The organism is Desulfoconvexum algidum (genome assembly GCF_055382125.1).
This window is the reverse complement of record NZ_AP042394.1, coordinates 2,055,001-2,074,711: the sequence shown is the minus strand read 5'-3', so window position 1 is coordinate 2,074,711 and position 19,711 is coordinate 2,055,001. Positions and strand designations below refer to the sequence as shown.

General features: G+C 46.5%; 14 protein-coding genes and 2 rRNA genes (1 of these 16 cut by a window edge). 10 read left to right on the top strand and 6 right to left on the bottom strand.

All coding sequences use genetic code 11. The features are described from left to right. The first annotated feature begins 39 nt into the window (after window positions 1–39). The 4 genes from rplI to ACZ45G_RS09505 all read left to right on the top strand — a co-directional run bounded on the left by rplI (window position 40) and on the right by ACZ45G_RS09505 (window position 3,869). The gene (rplI, locus tag ACZ45G_RS09520) at window positions 40–495 is read left to right on the top strand and encodes a 50S ribosomal protein L9 (RefSeq protein ID WP_464177395.1); all 456 of its coding nucleotides are present in this window, start codon (window positions 40–42) and stop codon (window positions 493–495) included. Between the two features lie 78 nt (window positions 496–573). Further along, the gene (gene dnaB, locus ACZ45G_RS09515) at window positions 574–1,953 is read left to right on the top strand and encodes a replicative DNA helicase (protein WP_464177393.1); all 1,380 of its coding nucleotides are present in this window, start codon (window positions 574–576) and stop codon (window positions 1,951–1,953) included. Further along, on the top strand, window positions 1,950–3,572 hold the full coding sequence (hflX, locus tag ACZ45G_RS09510) for a GTPase HflX (RefSeq protein WP_464177390.1): 1,623 nt from the start codon (window positions 1,950–1,952) through the stop codon (window positions 3,570–3,572). Before dnaB ends, hflX begins: the two co-directional genes overlap by 4 nt. 75 nt (window positions 3,573–3,647) lie before the next feature. Next, window positions 3,648–3,869 carry a hypothetical protein gene (locus ACZ45G_RS09505; protein WP_464177388.1) on the top strand — a complete coding sequence of 74 codons (222 nt, stop codon included), beginning with the start codon at window positions 3,648–3,650 and terminating at the stop codon, window positions 3,867–3,869. 50 nt (window positions 3,870–3,919) lie between these two features. Here ACZ45G_RS09505 and ACZ45G_RS09500 read toward each other — a convergent pair whose 3' ends face one another. Together ACZ45G_RS09500 and dnaA are read right to left on the bottom strand one after the other, a co-directional pair. Next, window positions 3,920–5,299, bottom strand: coding sequence for an FAD-binding oxidoreductase (locus ACZ45G_RS09500; RefSeq protein WP_464177385.1), 1,380 nt, complete (start codon window positions 5,297–5,299; stop codon window positions 3,920–3,922). Next, window positions 5,300–6,751 (bottom strand): chromosomal replication initiator protein DnaA, encoded by a 1,452-nt coding sequence (gene dnaA, locus ACZ45G_RS09495; RefSeq protein WP_464177383.1) that lies wholly within the window; start codon window positions 6,749–6,751, stop codon window positions 5,300–5,302. It lies immediately after the preceding gene. Between the two features lie 510 nt (window positions 6,752–7,261). Between dnaA and pdxA the strand changes: the two genes are divergently transcribed. Then, a complete protein-coding gene (pdxA, locus tag ACZ45G_RS09490) occupies window positions 7,262–8,326 on the top strand; it encodes a 4-hydroxythreonine-4-phosphate dehydrogenase PdxA (protein ID WP_464177381.1) in 1,065 nt (354 codons plus the stop codon). A gap of 1 nt (window position 8,327) precedes the next feature. After that, a complete protein-coding gene (gene uvrA, locus ACZ45G_RS09485; RefSeq protein ID WP_464177379.1) occupies window positions 8,328–11,174 on the top strand; it encodes an excinuclease ABC subunit UvrA in 2,847 nt (948 codons plus the stop codon). 33 nt (window positions 11,175–11,207) lie between these two features. Here the strand turns inward: uvrA and ACZ45G_RS09480 are convergent, their stop codons facing one another. Both ACZ45G_RS09480 and ACZ45G_RS09475 read right to left on the bottom strand, forming a co-directional pair. Continuing rightward, a complete protein-coding gene (locus tag ACZ45G_RS09480; protein ID WP_464177377.1) occupies window positions 11,208–11,774 on the bottom strand; it encodes a type I restriction enzyme HsdR N-terminal domain-containing protein in 567 nt (188 codons plus the stop codon). Between the two features lie 177 nt (window positions 11,775–11,951). Continuing rightward, on the bottom strand, window positions 11,952–12,107 hold the full coding sequence (locus ACZ45G_RS09475) for a hypothetical protein (RefSeq protein WP_464177375.1): 156 nt from the start codon (window positions 12,105–12,107) through the stop codon (window positions 11,952–11,954). 755 nt (window positions 12,108–12,862) lie between these two features. On the opposite strand from ACZ45G_RS09475, the gene ACZ45G_RS09470 reads away from it, so the two are divergent. From ACZ45G_RS09470 to ACZ45G_RS09455, 4 genes are all read left to right on the top strand, one after another. Then, entirely contained in the window at window positions 12,863–16,588 is a 3,726-nt protein-coding gene (locus ACZ45G_RS09470) for an autotransporter domain-containing protein (RefSeq protein ID WP_464177373.1), read from the top strand. A gap of 86 nt (window positions 16,589–16,674) precedes the next feature. Beyond that, entirely contained in the window at window positions 16,675–17,442 is a 768-nt protein-coding gene (locus ACZ45G_RS09465; protein WP_464177371.1) for an alpha/beta fold hydrolase, read from the top strand. Continuing rightward, window positions 17,439–18,887 carry a TIGR03032 family protein gene (locus tag ACZ45G_RS09460; RefSeq protein WP_464177369.1) on the top strand — a complete coding sequence of 483 codons (1,449 nt, stop codon included), beginning with the start codon at window positions 17,439–17,441 and terminating at the stop codon, window positions 18,885–18,887. Before ACZ45G_RS09465 ends, ACZ45G_RS09460 begins: the two co-directional genes overlap by 4 nt. A 32-nt stretch (window positions 18,888–18,919) precedes the next feature. Further along, the gene (locus tag ACZ45G_RS09455; RefSeq protein WP_464177367.1) at window positions 18,920–19,123 is read left to right on the top strand and encodes a hypothetical protein; all 204 of its coding nucleotides are present in this window, start codon (window positions 18,920–18,922) and stop codon (window positions 19,121–19,123) included. Window positions 19,124–19,451: 328 nt separating this feature from the next. On the opposite strand, the gene rrf is transcribed toward ACZ45G_RS09455, so the two are convergent. Beyond that, window positions 19,452–19,568, bottom strand: a 5S ribosomal RNA gene (gene rrf, locus ACZ45G_RS09450). A 130-nt stretch (window positions 19,569–19,698) separates the two neighbouring features. Next, a 23S ribosomal RNA gene (locus ACZ45G_RS09445) occupies window positions 19,699–19,711 on the bottom strand (it continues 2,990 nt past the right edge of the window).

Here is a 19,711-nt window from a genome sequence, read left to right as displayed (position 1 = left end):
TATATTAACCATAGGGGCTGATCCTTTTTGGAGGTTTAAATGAAAGTTATATTAAAAGAAACCATTGATACACTTGGTATCGCCGGATCAGAGTGGGAAGTTGCAGCAGGATACGGCCGCAACTATCTTCTGCCCCAGGGGAAAGCTGTTCTAGCCACAGCCCAGAACAGAAAAGTCATGGAACAGACAAGGGCAAAACTTGAGCTGCAGATTGCCAAGGAAAGAAAGCTTGCCGAAGAAATGGCAGACAGAATCAAGGACGTTGTATGTACAATTAAAGCCAAGGTCCATGAAGATGTTCGCCTTTACGGTTCTGTTACAACCCATGACATCAAAGAGTCACTGAACCGCCAGGATGTGATGGTGGAACGTAGGGCCATCCTCCTTGCCGAGCCCATTAAGGAACTCGGTGAATACAAGGTTCCCATTCGACTGTACAAAGATGTCGAGCCTGAAATTACCGTCAAGGTAGTTGCCGAAGAGAAAGAAAAATAAAGTAAAATAAGATAAACCCCCAGCAAACTGCCCGGTTGTTGCCGGGCAGTTTGCTGACCTAAAGTTTCCAAGTGAACTGTGCCCAAAAAAGATACCCTAAAAACCGATCCGCTGTTAAATCGAACCCCGCCCCATGACATAGATGCGGAAGAATCTCTTCTAAGCGCTATTTTTATCAATAACAATAGCCTGTTGGATGTCACTGAAATTTTAACGCCCGAGGATTTTTACAAGGGCGCCCATAAAAAAATATTTCGGGCCATCCTTGAATTGGCATCCAGGGAAGAAGCCGCCGATCTTGTCACGGTTGCCAATGCACTCAATGAAAAAGACGAACTGGAAAGCATTGGTGGGGCCGCCTATCTGGCATCCATTTCCGATGCTGCCCCGGTGGCAGTCAATGCCCTTCTTTACGCAAAAATCATCCGGGGCAAAGCAGCCCTGCGAGAACTCATAGATTCCTCTTCTAATATCATTGAACGCTGCCTTGAAGACAAGGGAGATTTCAAAGACATCATTGATTTTGCAGAATCTTCCATCTTTAATATTTCCGAAAGAAAACAAAAGGGATCCTTCCAGAGCCTGGGCGACCTCATCAATTTAAATATTGATCATTTAGAGGAACAACAGGGTAAAGACGGGGGACTGTCCGGTCTTGATACGGGTTATCCGCGGTTAAACACTATTACATCAGGTCTCCAGGGGTCGGATCTTATCATTCTTGCGGCCCGGCCCAGTATGGGAAAAACAGCCTTTGCCCTGAACCTTGCCAGAAATGTGGCATTGATAGAAAGAAAGCCCGTGGCTGTTTTTTCCCTTGAAATGTCAAATGAACAACTTTCCATGCGGCTTCTGACCTCGGAAGCGCGGATAGATTCAAACCGGCTTCGCACAGGATTTATCAGTCAGGATGACTGGCAAAATGCCACGGATGCCGCAGGAATCCTCAATGAGATGCCCATATTCATTGATGACTCCCCCAATATCACGGTCATGGATGTCCGGGCCAAGGTGAGAAAACTCTACCAGAAACATGGAGAACTTGGCCTTGTCATCATCGATTATCTCCAGCTGATGAAAGCCCCCTTTCGCTCCGACCGAAGGGACCTTGAGATTGCCGAAATATCGAGATCCCTCAAAGCCCTTGCAAAGGAGTTGAACATTCCGGTCCTTGCCCTGTCCCAACTGAACCGTATGCTGGAACAACGGGCGGATAAACGACCGATGATGTCTGATCTTAGAGAATCTGGCGCCCTTGAACAGGATGCAGATATCATCGCCTTTATCTATCGGGATGAGGTTTACAACAAGGAACCGGATAATCCCAAAAAAGGAACCGCCGAGATCATTGTTGCCAAAAACAGGAACGGCGCCACAGGCGTGGCAATGATGACGTTCATAGGCCAATTCACCCGATTTGAAGAATTGGCACCGGACTCATACCAGGAATTTGAATGAAAAAAATAGTTTACGGCAGCACCGCAGGCCTGAAGAATACACAGATCAAACGCATTGAAAACCTCTACGCCTTAAAATCTCCCCCTGAATTCATCATCACCCCTGAAATTGCCACCCAATTGGTTGAAATAAGCCATGAAATCCGTCGGCAGATCGGCCTGATGGTTGACCGGAACGGACGAATCATCTGCGTCATTGCAGGCGATCCCCAAAAAATTGTGATCCCGGTCATTTCAGACTATGTGGCCGGCCCCGGTCGCCTCAAGGGGCTGCGCTGTATCCATACACACCTTTCGGAAGAAGCGCTGACCCGGGATGATTTAACCGATCTTGCCCTGTTGCGCCTTGATTATATCTCTGCCATCTGCATCAGGCCCGATGGAAATCCCGGCAATGTTTATTCCGCCCATGTCCTGCCCGATGAGACAAAAGATCCCTACCAGGTGTTGCCCAAAATCTCCATCCTTGAGTTGGAAATTGACTGCCAGGCACAAATCCATGCCCTGGAACTGGAGCTGAGCCAAAAAAGTGCCCTGCACAGACCCGAAACCGGCCAGGAAAATGCCTTTTTAATCAACGCCACCACGACAAACCCCAAGGAGGCCTATGCCTCATTTGAGGAATTAAAAGAGCTGTGCAAGACAAGCCGAATTCGTGTGATTGGAGCGGCTATCCAGCGCAGACAACAGATCGATGCCAAATTTGTCGTGGGAAAGGGCAAACTGTCAAGCCTTGTCATCAAAGCCATCCAGAACCATGCCACCCTGCTGGTCTTTGACAGGGAGCTGACCCCGTCCCAGATCCGATCGATTACCGATTTTGTTGAGATGAAGGTCATTGACAGAACCCAGTTGATCCTGGATATTTTTGCCAAACAGGCAAAATCAAGGGATGGTAAGTTCCAGGTGGAGCTGGCCCAGATGGAATACCTACTACCAAGACTTATCACCCGAAATACGGCCATGTCACGCCTGACAGGTGGCATCGGCGGCAGGGGGCCTGGAGAAACCAAACTTGAAATCAACCGCCGAAGGGTCAGGGATCGAATTACCCGGTTGAAAAAAGAGATTCTTAAAATAAGAAAACAACGAACCCAGCAGAAATCAAGGCGAAAACGAAAAGACCTGCCCGTCATCTCCATCGTCGGCTATACAAATGCCGGCAAATCAACCTTGCTCAACACCTTGACCCAAAGCAATATTATTGCAGCCAACCGCCTTTTTGCCACCCTGGACCCCTCTTCCAGGCGGCTGCGTTTCCCCAGGGATACGGAAGTCATTATCACAGATACGGTGGGGTTCATCCAGAACCTGCCCAAAGAGCTCATGGAAGCATTCCATGCCACCTTGGAAGAATTATCCGAGGCCGATATCATCCTCCATGTAATTGATGTCTCCAACCCCCGGTATGAACAACAAAAAAAATCGGTTGAAAAGATTCTGACCGAATTGGATCTTGATAAAATACCCACCCTCTATGTGTTTAACAAACTGGATCAGGTTGATCTGGAGACCTTTGATAATCGATGGCTCCTGAATCAAGGGGTTATGATATCGGCAACCCAAAAACAGACCCTGATCCCCCTGGTTGAAAAGCTGGAATCAATGGTTCACATTTAATAATACGCTCGATCAAGTCTTATAACAAAATAAATATGGCAACAAAATAAATAGGGCATTAAATATGGAAATATTATGGAAATAAAACAATTGGGCAAGCTTCTCATGACAAGGACGGGTAAAAAAGACTCGATCGATACACCCGATTGTTATGGTGAATATAACAAACATAACAAACTATGTTCAACCTATTGTTCGATTTCAATACGGTGTTGTGTCATGCGGGCCAATCATCCGAAAATCGATATTCTTGAAAATTTATTGCTTCAAAATGATTATGCGGTCAAACCCAACTAATAATTCCACCCCATTAAATGAAACTCATGTAAATTCGGTATATTTTGGTATCAAGAAAATATTTTTCCGGGATTTAAGATATTGTCCGGATCAAACACCCGTTTAATTCCCTTCATGATTTCAAGCTCCAGGGGACCTATTTCACGGGCGAGATATTTCATTTTGGTGATGCCCACCCCGTGTTCACCCGTGATGGTACCCCCTAAGGCAAGGGTGGCGGTAAAGAGATCATCCACTGCTTGTTCAGCCCTTTTTGTCTGATCCTTATCCTTTTTATCATACATGATATTGCAGTGGATATTGCCATCGCCGGCGTGGCCGAAGCTGACCACGGTCAGGCCGGATTCGCGTTGAATTTTCCGGGTAATCTCAACCATTTCAGGAATTTTGGAAATTGGCACCACAATATCTTCATTGATTTTATTCGGGGCAATTTTATAGAGAACCGGAGACAATGCTTTTCTTGCCTCCCACAATTTCTGGGCCCCGGCCTGATCCTTTGCAACAAGAACCTCAATGGCCCCAGCTCCTTTGCAAAAGGCTTTGATTTGTGCTGATTCCCGTTCAACCTGATCTTCATCACCATCCAATTCAAGTATCAACAATGCCCGGGTGGTTTCCGGCAGTTCAAAGGAAAGCAAACCGCGAACAAGATTGATTGAAGCTTCATCCAGGTATTCCACACACCGGGGTATAATGGCCATTTTCATAACATTGGACACAGTTTTAGCCGCTGTATCCATGCTGTCAAACGAGACGGCCAATGTTTTTACGGCCCTGGGTTTTGGCAACAACTTTAAAATGATTTGAGTGACCACGGCCAATGTTCCTTCAGAGCCCACAATCAGCCGGGTAAGATCGTAACCCGCGACGCCCTTGGCCGTTACCACCCCGGTTTTTATGATATCTCCCGACGGCATGACAGCCGTAAGCCCCAGAACATAATCCCTTGTGACCCCGTATTTAACGGCCCGGGGTCCTCCGGCACATTCACCGATATTTCCGCCAATGGTGCAGACAGCAGAACTTGCAGGATCCGGCGGATAAAAAAGACCCCGGGCTTCGCAGGCACTATGGAGACTTGCAACAACCACCCCTGGCTCAACCCTGGCAATAAAATTTTCTTCATCTATTTCAAGAATCTTGTTCATGCGGCTGGTCACCAGGACCACCCCTCCTTTAACCGGTATCGATCCTCCGGTCATGCCGGATCCGCTGCCCCTGGGAATAATGAAAATTTTTTTTTGGGAGGCCAGTTCAAATATTCTGGAAATTTGATCCTGATTTTCAGGGAAGATAACCGCATCGGGTAAAAAAGAGGTGCCGGTCGCATCATAGGAGTGGCAGAAGCGTTCTTCTTTTTGGCTACTTAGATATTTTTTCCCAACTATCTTTTCAAGGTCACGGTAGCTAGAGGGAGACAGGCCCATTTAAAACTTTCCTGCTTCAATTTTCTTGGAAATATAATTAATCTGCTCACACAAAACCCCCCGTTGTTTAATTTCCTTTTCAATGGCATTTACAGAATAGATAGCAGTGGCATGGTATTTTTTAAAACTGGAGCCAATTTTTTTGATAGGCTGATCCGTATATTTTTTTGCAAGGAACATGGCGACCTGTCTGGGTTTAACAATAATTCGTTTCCTGGATTTTGACATAATGTCTTGTTCAGAAATGGAAAATTCAGTGCACACCAGTTGTTTAATCAAATCAATACTGATCCGCTTTCGGTTTTTGGTGATATTGTCCAGAACGCTTTTGGCAAGCTCAATATCAATATTGCGGCCCATAATCTGTCCCTTTGCCACCACGCCGAAGAGACCGCTTTCCAATTGCCTGACATCGTCACACAATTCCTGAGCTATATATTCGTTCACCATCATGGGAACCTTACACCCAAGGGTATTAGATTTCTTTTTGAGTATCCTAAGCCGGGTTTTGTAATCAGGTGCCTCAATCTCAGTCACCAGTCCCATACTCAACCGTGATTTTAGCTGATCATTGAGTTTGGGTATTTCATCGGGCAGTTCACATCCGGAAAAAATAATTTTTTTGTCCGCATCCAGCAGGTAGTCCAGAGTGATGGCAAGCTCTTTTTGGGTGGCCATTTTCCCGGACAAAAAATGGATATCCTCTAGAATCAATACATCACATTTTCTTCGATATTTTTCCTTGAACCTCTCAATGGTATGGTTTCTCAGGGAAAAAATCATTTCATTGGTAAAATCCTCGGCTGTCACATAATATACCCTGTTGGATATTTTATTGGCCATCATATGATGCCCGACGGCCTGGGACAAATGACTTTTTCCCAGCCCTGTTTTTCCCAGTAAATAAAGAATCCCAGCCCCGCTTTTCTTTCCCTGGGCTAGAGAAAGGGAAGCGGAATAGGCAAAATTGGAGTTGTCGCCCACAACGAAATCATCAAAGGTATATCCTTTTTTCAGCATCCGACCGCCATTAAAAGAAGCATCAAGGCCTGGCAGCGTTGCCTGTTCCGGTTTTTTCCATTGCGGCCTGACCGCAAGGGCCGGATAGGCGCTGCCGAACTTGTTTTTGATTAGGCCACTGGCCGGGTCTTTTATCTGGCTTTTTTTCTGGCCCTTTTTCCGATTCGCTACCTTTTTTGGACCTTTGGTATCTTTTTTCCCATTTACTTGAAACTCAATATTGATGGTGTGACCAAGATTTAAAAATTCTCTTTTAAATATATTCAGATAGTTTTCTTTTATTCGCTTGATAAAATAGTCGTTTGGCGTGCCCAGCGTTATACCGGCGGCATCACACTCAAGGAGCGCAAGTGGCTCTATCCACATCCGATAACTATGTTCAGGTATCGATTTTTTAATTTGAAACTTAGCTTTTTCCCAGGATAGTTCCATTTGTTGACAAAGATACCTTTCTTTCTAAAATTAAAGTTGGTTATTCGTTCTGTTTAGCGGAATTAAACAATTAAAGTGAATCTAACGGACAATCTAAAAAGTATATGTTTTTCTATTCGAATATGAATTTCGGGTCAACTCGGATAAACACCGTTAGCAACAGATCAGGTTTTGGCTTGGCATATAATCTTAACATACTGAATTTAAAATGTATTTTCTGTGAAACAAAAAAATTTCTTTAAATTACAGCCACTTCGACAACTAGCTCTTTTTCAACGGGATTTTTACAATGCAAGGATTTATTCAAGACAGCGATAAAAAAAAATACTATTATTTGCGCTCATTATCTCTATTTTACTCTGAATTTAATTAATTTCGATCTTATTTCGCAAACCTGAATTTCATAAGGGTTTCACAATTTATCCATTCAATTTTATTTACACTTTCCCTTTCAAAGGGTATATTTAAATCTATTTAACAATAACCCTTTTTAAAATTAGTGATAAAACTATGAAATCAATCTTGAACCGCCCTGTTATCGGAATTTCCATGGGAGACCCCGCTGGCATCGGACCGGAAATCATTGTAAAAGCCCTGAACACCCCAAAAATTCATGCAGTGTGCCAACCCATTGTCATTGGTGATACCACTATTCTTAAACGAGCCTTAAAATTTTTACCCGTTCCCCTTAATATTATTCCTGTGGATCACCCGGCAAATGCCATTGACGATTCAAAAACCATCTCCATTATAAATAGGTCTAATCTTGATGAGACAGTAATCGGATTGTCTTGCCCCACCATGGAAACAGGGAAGGCCATGGAAGAATACATCATCACCGGCGTAAATCTGGCCCGAAATAAGGAGATTGATGGTCTGGTTACCTGCCCCATCACCAAAACAGGACTGAAAATTGCAGGCTCCAGGTTCCATGGACACACAGAACTCATTGCAGACCAGACAGGCACCCGTGAATTTGCCATGATGCTGGCGGGCGATCGCCTGAAAGTCGTCCTTGTGACCATCCATATCCCCATTTGCCAAGTGCCAAAAAGCCTGACCATCCAAAACATTCTCCAGACCATTGGTCTGACCCAGGAATCTTTGGTCAACCGGTTTGGCATTCCTTTTCCAAAACTTGTCGTGGCTGGTCTGAATCCCCATGCCGGAGAAGATGGCATGTTCGGTGATGAAGAGGAAAAAATCATTATGCCTGCCGTGGACCAGGCCCGGAAACAAGGGCTTAATATTGATGGCCCCCTGCCGCCGGATACGGTTTTTTTCCATGCCGTGAACGGAAAATATGATGCCGTGATCTGCATGTACCATGACCAGGGACTGATCCCTTTTAAACTGGTTCACTTCAAGGATGGGGTCAACACCACCCTGGGGCTGCCCATCATCAGGACTTCCGTGGACCATGGAACGGCCTATGACATTGCCTGGAAGGGTATTGCAGATCCGACAAGTCTTGTGGAAGCCATTTATATGGCCGCTTTCCAGGCCAATAACCAGGCCAATAACCAGGATAGTAGCCGGGCCAGTAGCCGGGCAAAAAATCGGACCACCACATAATATGGACACTGATAAAATTGTTATCCTGGGAGCAAGGGAACACAACCTTAAAAACATTGATGTTCAAATTCCCAGAAACAGCCTGACGGTTATCACAGGGTTATCCGGATCGGGCAAATCAACCCTTGCCTTTGACACCCTGTATGCCGAAGGACAGCGCCGGTATGTTGAATCCCTGTCCACCTATGCCAGACAATTTTTAGGGCAGATGGATAAACCCGACGTGGATGCCATTATCGGTCTTTCCCCGGCCATTTCAATTGAGCAGAAAACGGCCAGCCATAACCCCAGGTCCACCGTGGGAACCGTGACAGAAATATATGATTATCTTCGCCTTCTTTTTGCAAGAGTAGGCCGCCCCCATTGTTATAAATGTAAAAAACCCATTTCTGCCATGTCCATTGATCAGATTACCGACAGGATACTTGTGCCAAAACGGGTCAATGCCTCTCTGGAAAAATCAAAAATCATGATCCTGGCCCCCCTGGTAATCGGCCAGAAAGGCAGCCATGAAATTCTGTTGGCCAGGATGAAACAAGAGGGCTTTGCCAGGGTCCGGGTCAATAAAGAAATATTTTTGATCGAAGAGGTACCAAAACTGGATAAAAACAAACGACACACCATTGATGTGGTGGTGGACCGTTTAATCCTAAAACCCACGATTGAAAAACGGCTCACAGATTCCCTTGAGATGGCCCTTACCCTGTCAGAGGGCCTGGTAATACTCGTCGATCTCACCCATGATACAGAAGAGTTGTTCAGTGAAAAGGCCTCCTGCATCCCCTGCGGCGTCAGTTATCCGGAATTTACACCGGCCAGTTTTTCATTTAACTCTCCCCAGGGAGCCTGCTCCCTTTGTGACGGATTGGGTGCCATTACCCAATTTGATCCGGATCTCATTGTGCCGGACCACAATATTTCCCTGCGCCAGGGGGCTGTTCTTCCCTGGGCAAATAAAGATTCTGTTCAATTCATGGAGTTTTTAGACGCCCTGGTCTCCCATTATAAGGAAGATATTTACAAACCCTTTAAGGCCTTGTCCGCCAAATTTCAACGGGCAATTCTCTACGGAACCAAGAAAGAAGAAATCTCTTTTTATGTGGAACGGGCCGGAAAAAAAATCATTTATAAAAAAGTCTTCGAAGGGGTGATCCCCAATTTGAAACGCAGGTTTGATGAAACCGCTTCGGTTTCTGTCCGGGAAGATATCAAACGCTTTATGAGTTTTAAATCCTGTTCACGCTGCCATGGAACACGGCTCAACGCGGCAGGAAGATCGGTGATGGTCGGTGGGAAACCAATTTGGGAAATTACCGCTCTTTCTATTCAAGATGCAGTCCGGTTTATGTCAGATCTTGCCCTTGGGGGAAAAGAGCAGCTCATCGCAGACAGTATTATAAAAGAACTGATCCAACGGCTGGTTTTTTTGGAGAATGTGGGTCTTGAATACCTGAGTCTGGACCGGTCTGCCGCCACCCTGTCCGGCGGGGAAAGCCAGAGGATCCGGCTGGCCACACAAATTGGGTCAAAACTGACCGGTGTGCTCTATGTATTGGATGAACCCAGTATCGGTCTGCACCAGCGGGACAATGCCAGGCTGCTCAACACTCTGATGGGTCTAAAAGCCTTAGGTAATACCGTTCTGGTGGTAGAACATGATGAAGAAACCATTTTGGCGTCTGATTATGTGATTGATATAGGTCCCGGTGCCGGCATCCACGGCGGCAATGTCGTTTTTTCAGGAACCCCTGAGCAACTGCTCCTTGATGAGACCTCCTTAACCGGCCTTTATCTTTCCGGCAAAAAACAGATCCAAATCCCCGACAACAGAAGAACGGGAAACGGTAAAAGCCTGACCATCCTCGGAGCTAATGCCAATAATTTAAAGAAAATTGATATTTCCTTTCCCCTGGGCTGTTTTACCTGTGTCACAGGGGTATCAGGATCCGGCAAATCTACCCTGGTATTGTCCACCCTATACCAAGCCCTGTCTAACCAGATAAACCGGACAAGAAAGCCCGTGGGAAGCCACCAGGAAATAAAGGGCATTGAATACCTGGACAAAGTAATCCACATTGATCAGTCCCCCATTGGCAGAACCCCGAGATCCAATCCCGGTACCTATACCCAGGTGTTGAACCATATCAGAGAATTGTTTGCTAAAACAAAGGAAGCCAAGGCAAAGGGCTATAAACCTGGACGTTTCAGTTTTAATATGAAAGGAGGCCGGTGCGAGGCCTGTTCCGGGGACGGCATCGTTAAAATAGAAATGCATTTTCTGCCCGATGTCTATGTGGCCTGTGATATCTGCAAAGGAAAGCGATATAACAGGGAAACCCTGGACATTAAATACAAGGGGAAAAATATTGCCCAGGTTCTGGACATGACCATTAACCAGTCGGTCCGGTTTTTCGACAAAATAACGGCCGTTCGAAACACCCTTGCAACCCTTGTGGAAGTGGGGCTTGGCTATATCAAACTGGGTCAGTCCGCCACCACCCTTTCTGGAGGAGAAGCCCAGCGGATAAAACTTGCCAAAGAATTATCAAAACGAAACACCGGAAAAACCATCTATATATTAGACGAGCCCACCACAGGACTCCATTCCGATGATATCAACAAATTGTTATCAGTGCTGGACAAACTGGTGGCGGCCGATAATACAGTGGTGGTCATTGAGCACAACCTGGATGTCATCAAATGTGCGGATCATATCATTGATCTGGGTCCGGAAGGCGGAGAAAAGGGAGGATACATCGTGGCCCAAGGGACACCGGAACAGGTGGCAGCCCATAAAAAATCCTATACCGGGTATTATCTGGGCAAACTTCTCAACGCTGCAACCTAAAAATAGGGAACCTCCATTTTATAAACCCTTGGTTTATTTAGATTGAATAAGGCACACATCGGTATCACAGGGGCAGGCACCATCCACCTCACAGGCATAGGCAATTCTGGAGGCTTTTTCATGCAGACGCTCTGATATGGTGGGAAAAGAAACAGCGGTATCTAATTTTTCTAACTTTATTTTTGATGGAATCGAATCAACCCCTTGACCTATTACCTTACCGTTCAACCCATTGATAATTTCTGCATCCTCCCCATTGGTGGTCACAATAATAGGAATCTGGTAGGGATGGATGACCCTGGAAAGGGCCAGGTTGGATAGCCTTCTTGTTACAAGGGAACCGGGCGCATATTTAATCAGCATACAGGTTTTATCCGCCTGGTTGATCAGAAAATCGATCTTTATACTAGCGCATTGATCACCAGCCGCGATGGCCAATACGATATTCTGTCGAATATCTTCTTTTGAATATCCCAGGGTTTGAACCAGGTGTTTTGAAATTTTCTGGCGATACCGTTCATCATGGGTATCTATTCGCCGCTCACCCGTTAAAAAATCTAATAACTCGCCCAAAACCAAATGATGGGGATTTTTTTCCATTTTTTTCCTCCAGCATCATACGATAAAAAATTTTATGGCTTTCATTCCATGATGTCCAAATATTTCATACCCTTTATTCTAATACCGAAATCAAAATTATCAATTCCCTAAAATAATGCGCTGCCCTGGTATCCAATGGACACCCCATTAAAAAACCTATTAATTTTGGGGGTTGAATCAAGACATAATCAGATCCACAAAACCAGGCGCCTGGCCGTCCATCATTTCCACCAATCCCCGGTTGGAAAGATAAAGTTCGCCAAGAACCACAAGCCCCAGAAGGCTCATGGTCATTTCAAATGCTTCATGGGGACAGTCAATCTTTTGAAGCACCTTTCCCCCGAATCAATCAGGGTATTGGCAGCCAGCACCATGGCGTCATCATCCTTCCATTGATCACAGGCATTTGAACCTCGGTTGACAGGGTATGCACCCGACCCGGTATCAGTTGAATCACCCGGGCCCTTACCGTATCCGTACCGGGTGCTGAAATATGAAAATCCGAGAACTTCCAATTATGAGGAAACTCTTTGCATTGGAGAGGTTTGCCCTGCTGGATTGCACACCCCTCATCCGTGAGGAAGATACAGGCCCCGTCGGGCTGTTTTACCAGTGACAGGCCAGGCCTGTCACTGGTCAGACGGATAAATTTGTCTAAGAATTCTGCAATTGCATCGGATATTACTGATTTTTCTCATCCGCTGCATACCTTCGCTGTATCCCTTTATTGGCAATGCTTTTGAACTTTCGTAAGCATAGGTGGTCTAACGGGAGATCGTACTATCCTTAATCCATCGTCAAAACCTCTAATTTCCACATATTTTCATCACAATTATCACTCAATTACTATCTATTGTCATTATAACTACTAAAATTTAGTAATAGCCAGTTAGGTTTTGCGGGCATGGTACTTTTTCTGCAAAAACCTAACCAGACACCACGGAATTATTTTACTTATTGAAGGTCTATTTATAGGAGAATCTGTGTACAGGAGAACCTTTTTGTAACGTTCATTTCGTTCATCTTTTCAGGTTGTAACGTTCATTTTATAGTTAACTCATTTCATTCATTCTTTCAGGAGGTATAAGTTGATCGAAAAACGCGGGAACCATACTTGGTACAAATCTGTAAAATCTTATTTCAAATTGGCAAAAAAGGGTCGGGTGGTCCATGTTGTGGCTAGCATGGTCGCCTGCCTGACGTTTGGGGTCAGCTCCCCGGTCATGTCTGCGACCGTTGAAACGGCCAAGACAGAGACCGTTGTAATTTCCGACGCTGCATCCAATCTGACTGTCACGGAAACCGGGAGCATCACGGTGACCAATGCGTCGGCCATTGAAGCTATTATGGATCCGTTTTACGGAACCGTCATTAACAACGGCTCTATTTCCTGTGCAGTAACATCAGAAGATGATGAAGCTGCTCTCAATTTTGATGGTTTGAACGCAGCACTAATAACCAATTCCGGTACCATTGATCTTAGCATGGCCGTTCAAAATAATACCGAAAATGGTTATTTTGCTGCTATCTTTGCAACCGCTGTTGATAACTACAGCAGCATAACCAATTCCGGCACCATTGGTCTTAACCTGACCGTTGGAGATAATGCTGCAAATGGTTATTATGCTGCCGGTATCTATGCAAGTTCTGTTGATAACGGCAGCAGCATAACCAATTTGGGCACCATTGATCTTACCACGACCCTTGGAGATTCTGCCGATAATGTCAATGTTTGGGGTCTCGATGTGGGCCCTGTTGATAACGCCAGCAGCATAATCAATTCCGGCACCATAAATTTTACCACGACAGGTGGAGATGATAGCTTTTCCTCTGCTCAAGGCATCAGTGTGGCTGGCAATATTGATAACGGAAGCAGCATAATCAATTCCGGCATAATGAATTTTACCACGACCCTGGGAGATAGCTATGCCTATGTTTCTGGCATCAGGGTGGAGGACAATATATATAACGGAAGCAGCATAACCAATTCCGGCACCATGAATCTTACCACGACCGTTGGAGATGATGACGGTGCCTCTGTTTCTGGCATCAGAGTGGAGGACAATATTGATAATGGCAACAGCCTGACCAATTCCGGCACCATGAATTTTAGCACGACCGTTGGAAATTATAGCTATGCCTATGTTTCTGGCATCAGGGTGGAGGACAATATTGATAACGGCAGCAGCATAACCAATTCGGGCACCATGGATCTTACCACGACCGTTGGAGATAATGGCGGTGCCTATGTTTCTGGCATCAGGGTGGAGGACAATATAGATAACACCAGCAGCATAACCAATTCGGAAACCATGAATCTTACCACGACCGTTGGAGATGATAGCTTTGTCTCTGTTTCTGGCATCAGGGTGGATGACAATATAGATAACACCAGCAGCATAATCAATTCGGGCACCATGGATCTTACCACGACCGTTGAAGATAATGGCGGTGCCTCTGTTTCTGGCATCAGGGTGAATGGCAATATTGATTACGGCAGCAGCATAATCAATTCGGGCACCATTGATCTTACCACGACCGTTGGAGATGATAGTTATGCCTATGTTTCTGGCATCAGGGTGAGGGGCAATCTTGATAACACCAGCAGCATAACCAATTCCGATACCATGAATTTCACCACGACCGTTGGAAATTATTTTGGAGCTTCTGTTTCTGGCATCAGGGTGGATGACAATATAGATAACACCAGCAGCATAACCAATTCCGGCACCATGGATTTTACCACGACCGCTGGCGATTATAGCTGGGCCACTGTTTCTGGCATCAGGGTAAATGGCAATATTTATGACGGCAGCAGCATAACCAATTCGGGCACCATGAATCTTACCACGACCGTTGGAGATAATAGCGATGCCTATGTTTCTGGCATCAGGGTGGATGGAATTATGACGGATAGCACCATAGAGAATTCAGGTGCCATAAACATCACCACGACCTTTGGTGATAGTGCCTCATTTTCTTCTTACGGCATTATTGCATCCTCAAGTGGGAGCGATAGTGAAATAATAAACTCAGGTACCATGGAATTGGCTGTTCATGGGACGGACGCGGATAATGCGTTGGTGGTGGGTATTCAATCCTACGACACCCTGGTGACCAACAGCGGCACCATCACAGCGACCGCGGATTCCGATGAAAATACCTACGGTTATGGTATCTATAACGTGTTCGGGGATGTGGTCAATTCAGGTACGGTGACGGCGTCTTTAAGCAGCGGGGAGCTCAGTGACAATTTTTTTGCCGTATATACCGGCGGTTCCCTGACCAACTCCGGGACCCTGAATGGCCGGCTCTATACCGGGGGGGATACACAGAACAGCGGCACCATTATGCTTTCTACGGGCGAATCCTCTATTTCCGGTGATTTTACCCAGACGACGGACGGCACCCTGGGCATTACCATAAATACGAATGATTCGGACAATATCGAATATTCAGTTTTGTCAGTAGATGGCACCGCCTCTTTAGCAGATGGGTCCGGGCTGTATGTGGATATAACAACCTCGAGTGCAGATCTTTATGATCAGACGGTCACAGGGGTGGTAATAAGTGATACTGCCATTGACGTCGACATTGATGCACTGGATGTCACGGATAATTCTGCGTTGCTGGATGTGGTGGCTTCGCTATCTTCAAACGATACCGCCATAGACCTTACCTTGGAACAGAGCATGACCATATATGATGCGGTCAGCCAGAGCGGGAGTCTGGTTGGCGCCGATGTCGGCGCTGTCCTTGATGATATCCTTATGAATAGTGATAATGACGACATAGACTCAGATATCGAAACCTTTATCAGTCAACTGAATTCCCAGGCCACAACTGAGCAGGTTGCCCAGATGGTGGCTCAGTTGGTACCTGTGGGGTCGACCCAGACGCCTGCCATGACAAAGCAGGTGATCAGCACCATTGGCGGAGTGATCCAGGCCCGCCAGGGCGGAGGCAACTCCGGTGATCCCATGTTCAGCGATAAAAATATGTGGGTCAAGCCCTTTGCCATCTTCACAGATCAGGACGACGATAATGGCATGCCCGGGTTCAGCGCCGACACCTACGGGTTTGGCATGGGTCTGGACGGGGAACTTTTATCCGGCAGTACCCTGGGATTTGCCATGTTTTACTCCAGCGTTGATGCTGAGACCAACAACATGCCCCAGAGCACACAAATGGATGTGATCAACCTTATGGCTTACGGGTCAAAGCCTTTGACTTCGACAAAGGATTTCACTTTGCACTGGCAGGTCGGTGGCGGATTCCAGGACACCGAGACCAGTCGGTATATTACCGACACCGGCACCGCCGAAGCCGATTACACCGGCACGAACCTGTTTGCTCAGGTTCGGGGTGTCAAGACATTTAACCTAAGGCCGGATCTTATGCTCACAGGCGGGGCCGTGGCATCTTACACCTGGCTGTACACGCCATCATACGCTGAAACCGGGGTCGGTGGTTTAGATCTGGATGTGGAGAGCAATGATAGCCACTCCCTGGTGCCTGGACTTGAAGGCGGCGTTTCCTGGTTCCCGGCTGCTGGTGTGTCGGTTAAAGCCAATGTGTTCGTGGGATACGATGTGATTAACGATGATGTGGCCGTGACATCCCGGTTCCAGGGGGGAGGCGCATCCTTTATCACCGAGGGTATCGACAATTCTCCCTTTGTTTATTCCGCGGGCGTAAGCTTAGGTAAACAGTTCACCGATACGTTTTCCCTGGTGGCTGGATACGATTTTGAAGGCCAGGGCAACGATTTGATGACCCATATGGCCTCATGCAAATTCTCGGTCAAATTTTAAGCCAAGCCAAATCAGGACCGGGCATTGTTAGTTGCCTGGTTCTGATTTTATTTGTGCTCCCGGGTTGTGTGTCAAGGGCGCCGGGTTTGGAGCAGCGGCTGGCCCTGGCCCAGCATCAGGCCCAAGCCGTTCAGGGGGGTGAACAGGTAATATTTGACAGCCGCCCCTTTGATCTGTTTGGTTTTCAGCCGGTTGAGTTGCGGTGCCGGGGCCAAAAGGTTCATATCTATATTGAAGGTGACGGTCTGGCCTGGCTGACCCGGTCCATTATTTCCGATGATCCCACGCCCCTGAATCCTTTGGCTCTCAAACTGTGGGCCCAGGACCCCCACCTCTGCAAGGTTTATCTGGCCCGGCCCTGCCAGTACATGTCCGGGCCGGGATGCAGTAAAACGCTGTGGACGAATGGCCGGTTTTCCAGGGACGTAATTCAAAGTTATCACGGTGTTTTGGATCAGATATCCCAACGCTTTGCCCCGGCATCTTTTGTGCTGTTCGGGTATTCCGGCGGCGGCGCTGTGGCAACGATCCTGGCGGCTGAACGCAGGGACATTTCAAAACTGGTGACAGTTGCCGGAAATCTCGATACAGCGTTCTGGGTCTCAAAACACCACATGTTCCCCTTGACCGGTTCTTTGAATCCAGCAGATTTTGCATCGTCCCTGGAACAGGTGGAACAATACCATTTCATCGGAAGTCGGGACACAAACATAGACCCATCAATATTTTTTTCGTTTGCCGAGAAATTTACAAACAGGGAAAAACTACACTATAAGATATGGAATCTTTTTGACCATGTCTGCTGCTGGGAGGATGCGTGGCAGACCATACTTGAACAAATTGGAGAAAAATGAGCAAAAAAGCCCCCTTGGAACAAGTTCCCAAAACCATCTCATTCAATTACCCCGACAGCCTGGTGAAGATGCTGGGCCAGTTCGGGATAACCCTTGTAATCAGTACTTATCAGTCCGGAAAGATCCTGCTTGTGGGGCAGGATGACAATAAACTGGATATCCGGTATAAAGATTTTTTGCGGCCCATGGGCATGGCCACCCACGGCAGCAATCTGTGGGCCGGTTTGGGCCACGGTATATGGCATTTTCAGAATTTGGCCACGGCAGCACCCCTGGTGGATAAGAAAAAAAAGTTCACGGCCTGCTATCTGCCCTTTAATATCCATTTTACCGGGGATGTCGACATTCATGAAATGGCCTTTTCCGACCAGCTCTATTTCATTAACACCAAATTTTCCTGCCTGTGCGTCAATGACAAAGTAAACAGTTTTGTACCGGTATGGAAACCGCCGTTTATCACCGATCTTTCCCCGGTGGACAAGTGCCATCTCAACGGTCTGGGTATGCGTGACGAGCGCCCAAGATATGTCACCATGCTGGGTAAAACCGATGCCCCTTTAGGGTGGCGGGAACATAAGGCTGACGGTGGCATGATCATGGATATTGACACCAATGAGATCCTGGTCGACGGGTTGAGTATGCCCCATTCTCCTCGATGGCATAAAGATGCAATCTGGTTTCTGGAATCCGGTAAGGGGGCTGTGTGCCGGCTGGATCCGGAGACAGGAGAGGTGGTGGAAAAGGCCCGGGTGCCCGGTTTTACACGTGGGTTTCAGCTTGTCAATGATATCGCCTTTGTGGGGGTCTCCAAGGTCCGGGAAAGCGCCACCTTCAGCGGACTGCCTGTCACCCGTTTGTCCCGGCGGGTCTGCGGGGTCTGGGTGGTGGATATCAACACCGGTAAAGAGTTGACGTATATTGAGTTCACCGGCGGAGTGGATGAGATCTTCAGTGTCTGCGTGCTTCCCCATAAGATGATGGAACTGGCCGATTTCCAAAGTCCTTTGACCCGGGGTAATTACCAGGTCCCCGATACTGAGTTTGGGCCGGTCAGGATGCCTGAAACCCCGCCTGAAATGGCCGCCCCTCATTTTGAACAGGGCAATGATTTGTTCAACCAGGGCAAAAAGGAAGCCGCCATTGAGGAATTTCAAAAGGCCCTTGATATCCAGCCCGATCTTTTGCCGGCTACCTTTAACATGGCTGTGGCCCTGGGCGATTTAGGACGATTTAACCAGGCCGAAAAGATTCTTCTAGACGTAGTGGAAAAAGATGCCGCCATTGTGGAAGCATACAACTCCCTGGGGTACGTCTATTATAAGAAGGGCGATTTTGCCAAAGCCAGAACCAGTTTTGAACAGACCCTGGACCTGAACCCCGAATATTGGCAGGCTAGAAATTCTCTGGATGCCCTTAAAAAGGAGATGGCAGAATCCCAGGAGTAAAAATTTCCATCGAATCAATGGTCTGATATAATTTGATATTTTTACATTATATCTCTTCAAGCACTGAGATGGGCATCCATTCCATTACCTATTATGAAATGGAAACCCATAGGCTCCCCGAAGGTCTTGTCGCCATTGGGGAGAGCATGTCCGAATATTTCGGCGTGCCCGGGTATACCTATGACATCAAACCCTATTTCGAACTGGAAGAAGGCTTGGGCATTCTGGGCATGTGATTTTGGCCTGAAACTTCCTCTTTTCCATAGTGGAGTTCCTCCTCACTTTTTTTCAACTGCTTTTTGCAGATTGGTATCATAAACATATCACCGATTAAGATCGGATGGTTCTAATTGCGGGGGAGCTTCACCTTTTATAATAAAAATCATTCTGTACTCAATTTAAAATATACTGGAAAAATGAAACTGTTATTCAAAAATAATGAGTGGACAAAAATCTGTTGGAAATTCGATTATTCAAAAATTCCCTGGGTGTATCAGTTTACCGGAGATAAAACGCAAAAAGCCCTGACCGTTTATACAAACGATCAGGGCTTTTTGAAGAATAATCTGGCGGCGTTCTACTCTCCCACACAGTCTCCCATGCAGTACCATCGACGCTAAAGAGCTTAACTTCCGTGTTCGAGATGGGAACGGGTGTGACCTCTTTGCCATTACCACCAGATTAAGATGGTTCGGATCCGGAACTTTTGAATGGTAGTACTTCTTGTGTCCCCTAAATCCTAAACTTGTTGTTGTAAATTTGCGTATTAAATATGTTGGCATTAAAGCGTTCAAACTTAATTGTGGAGGAAGTGGCTAAGCCTC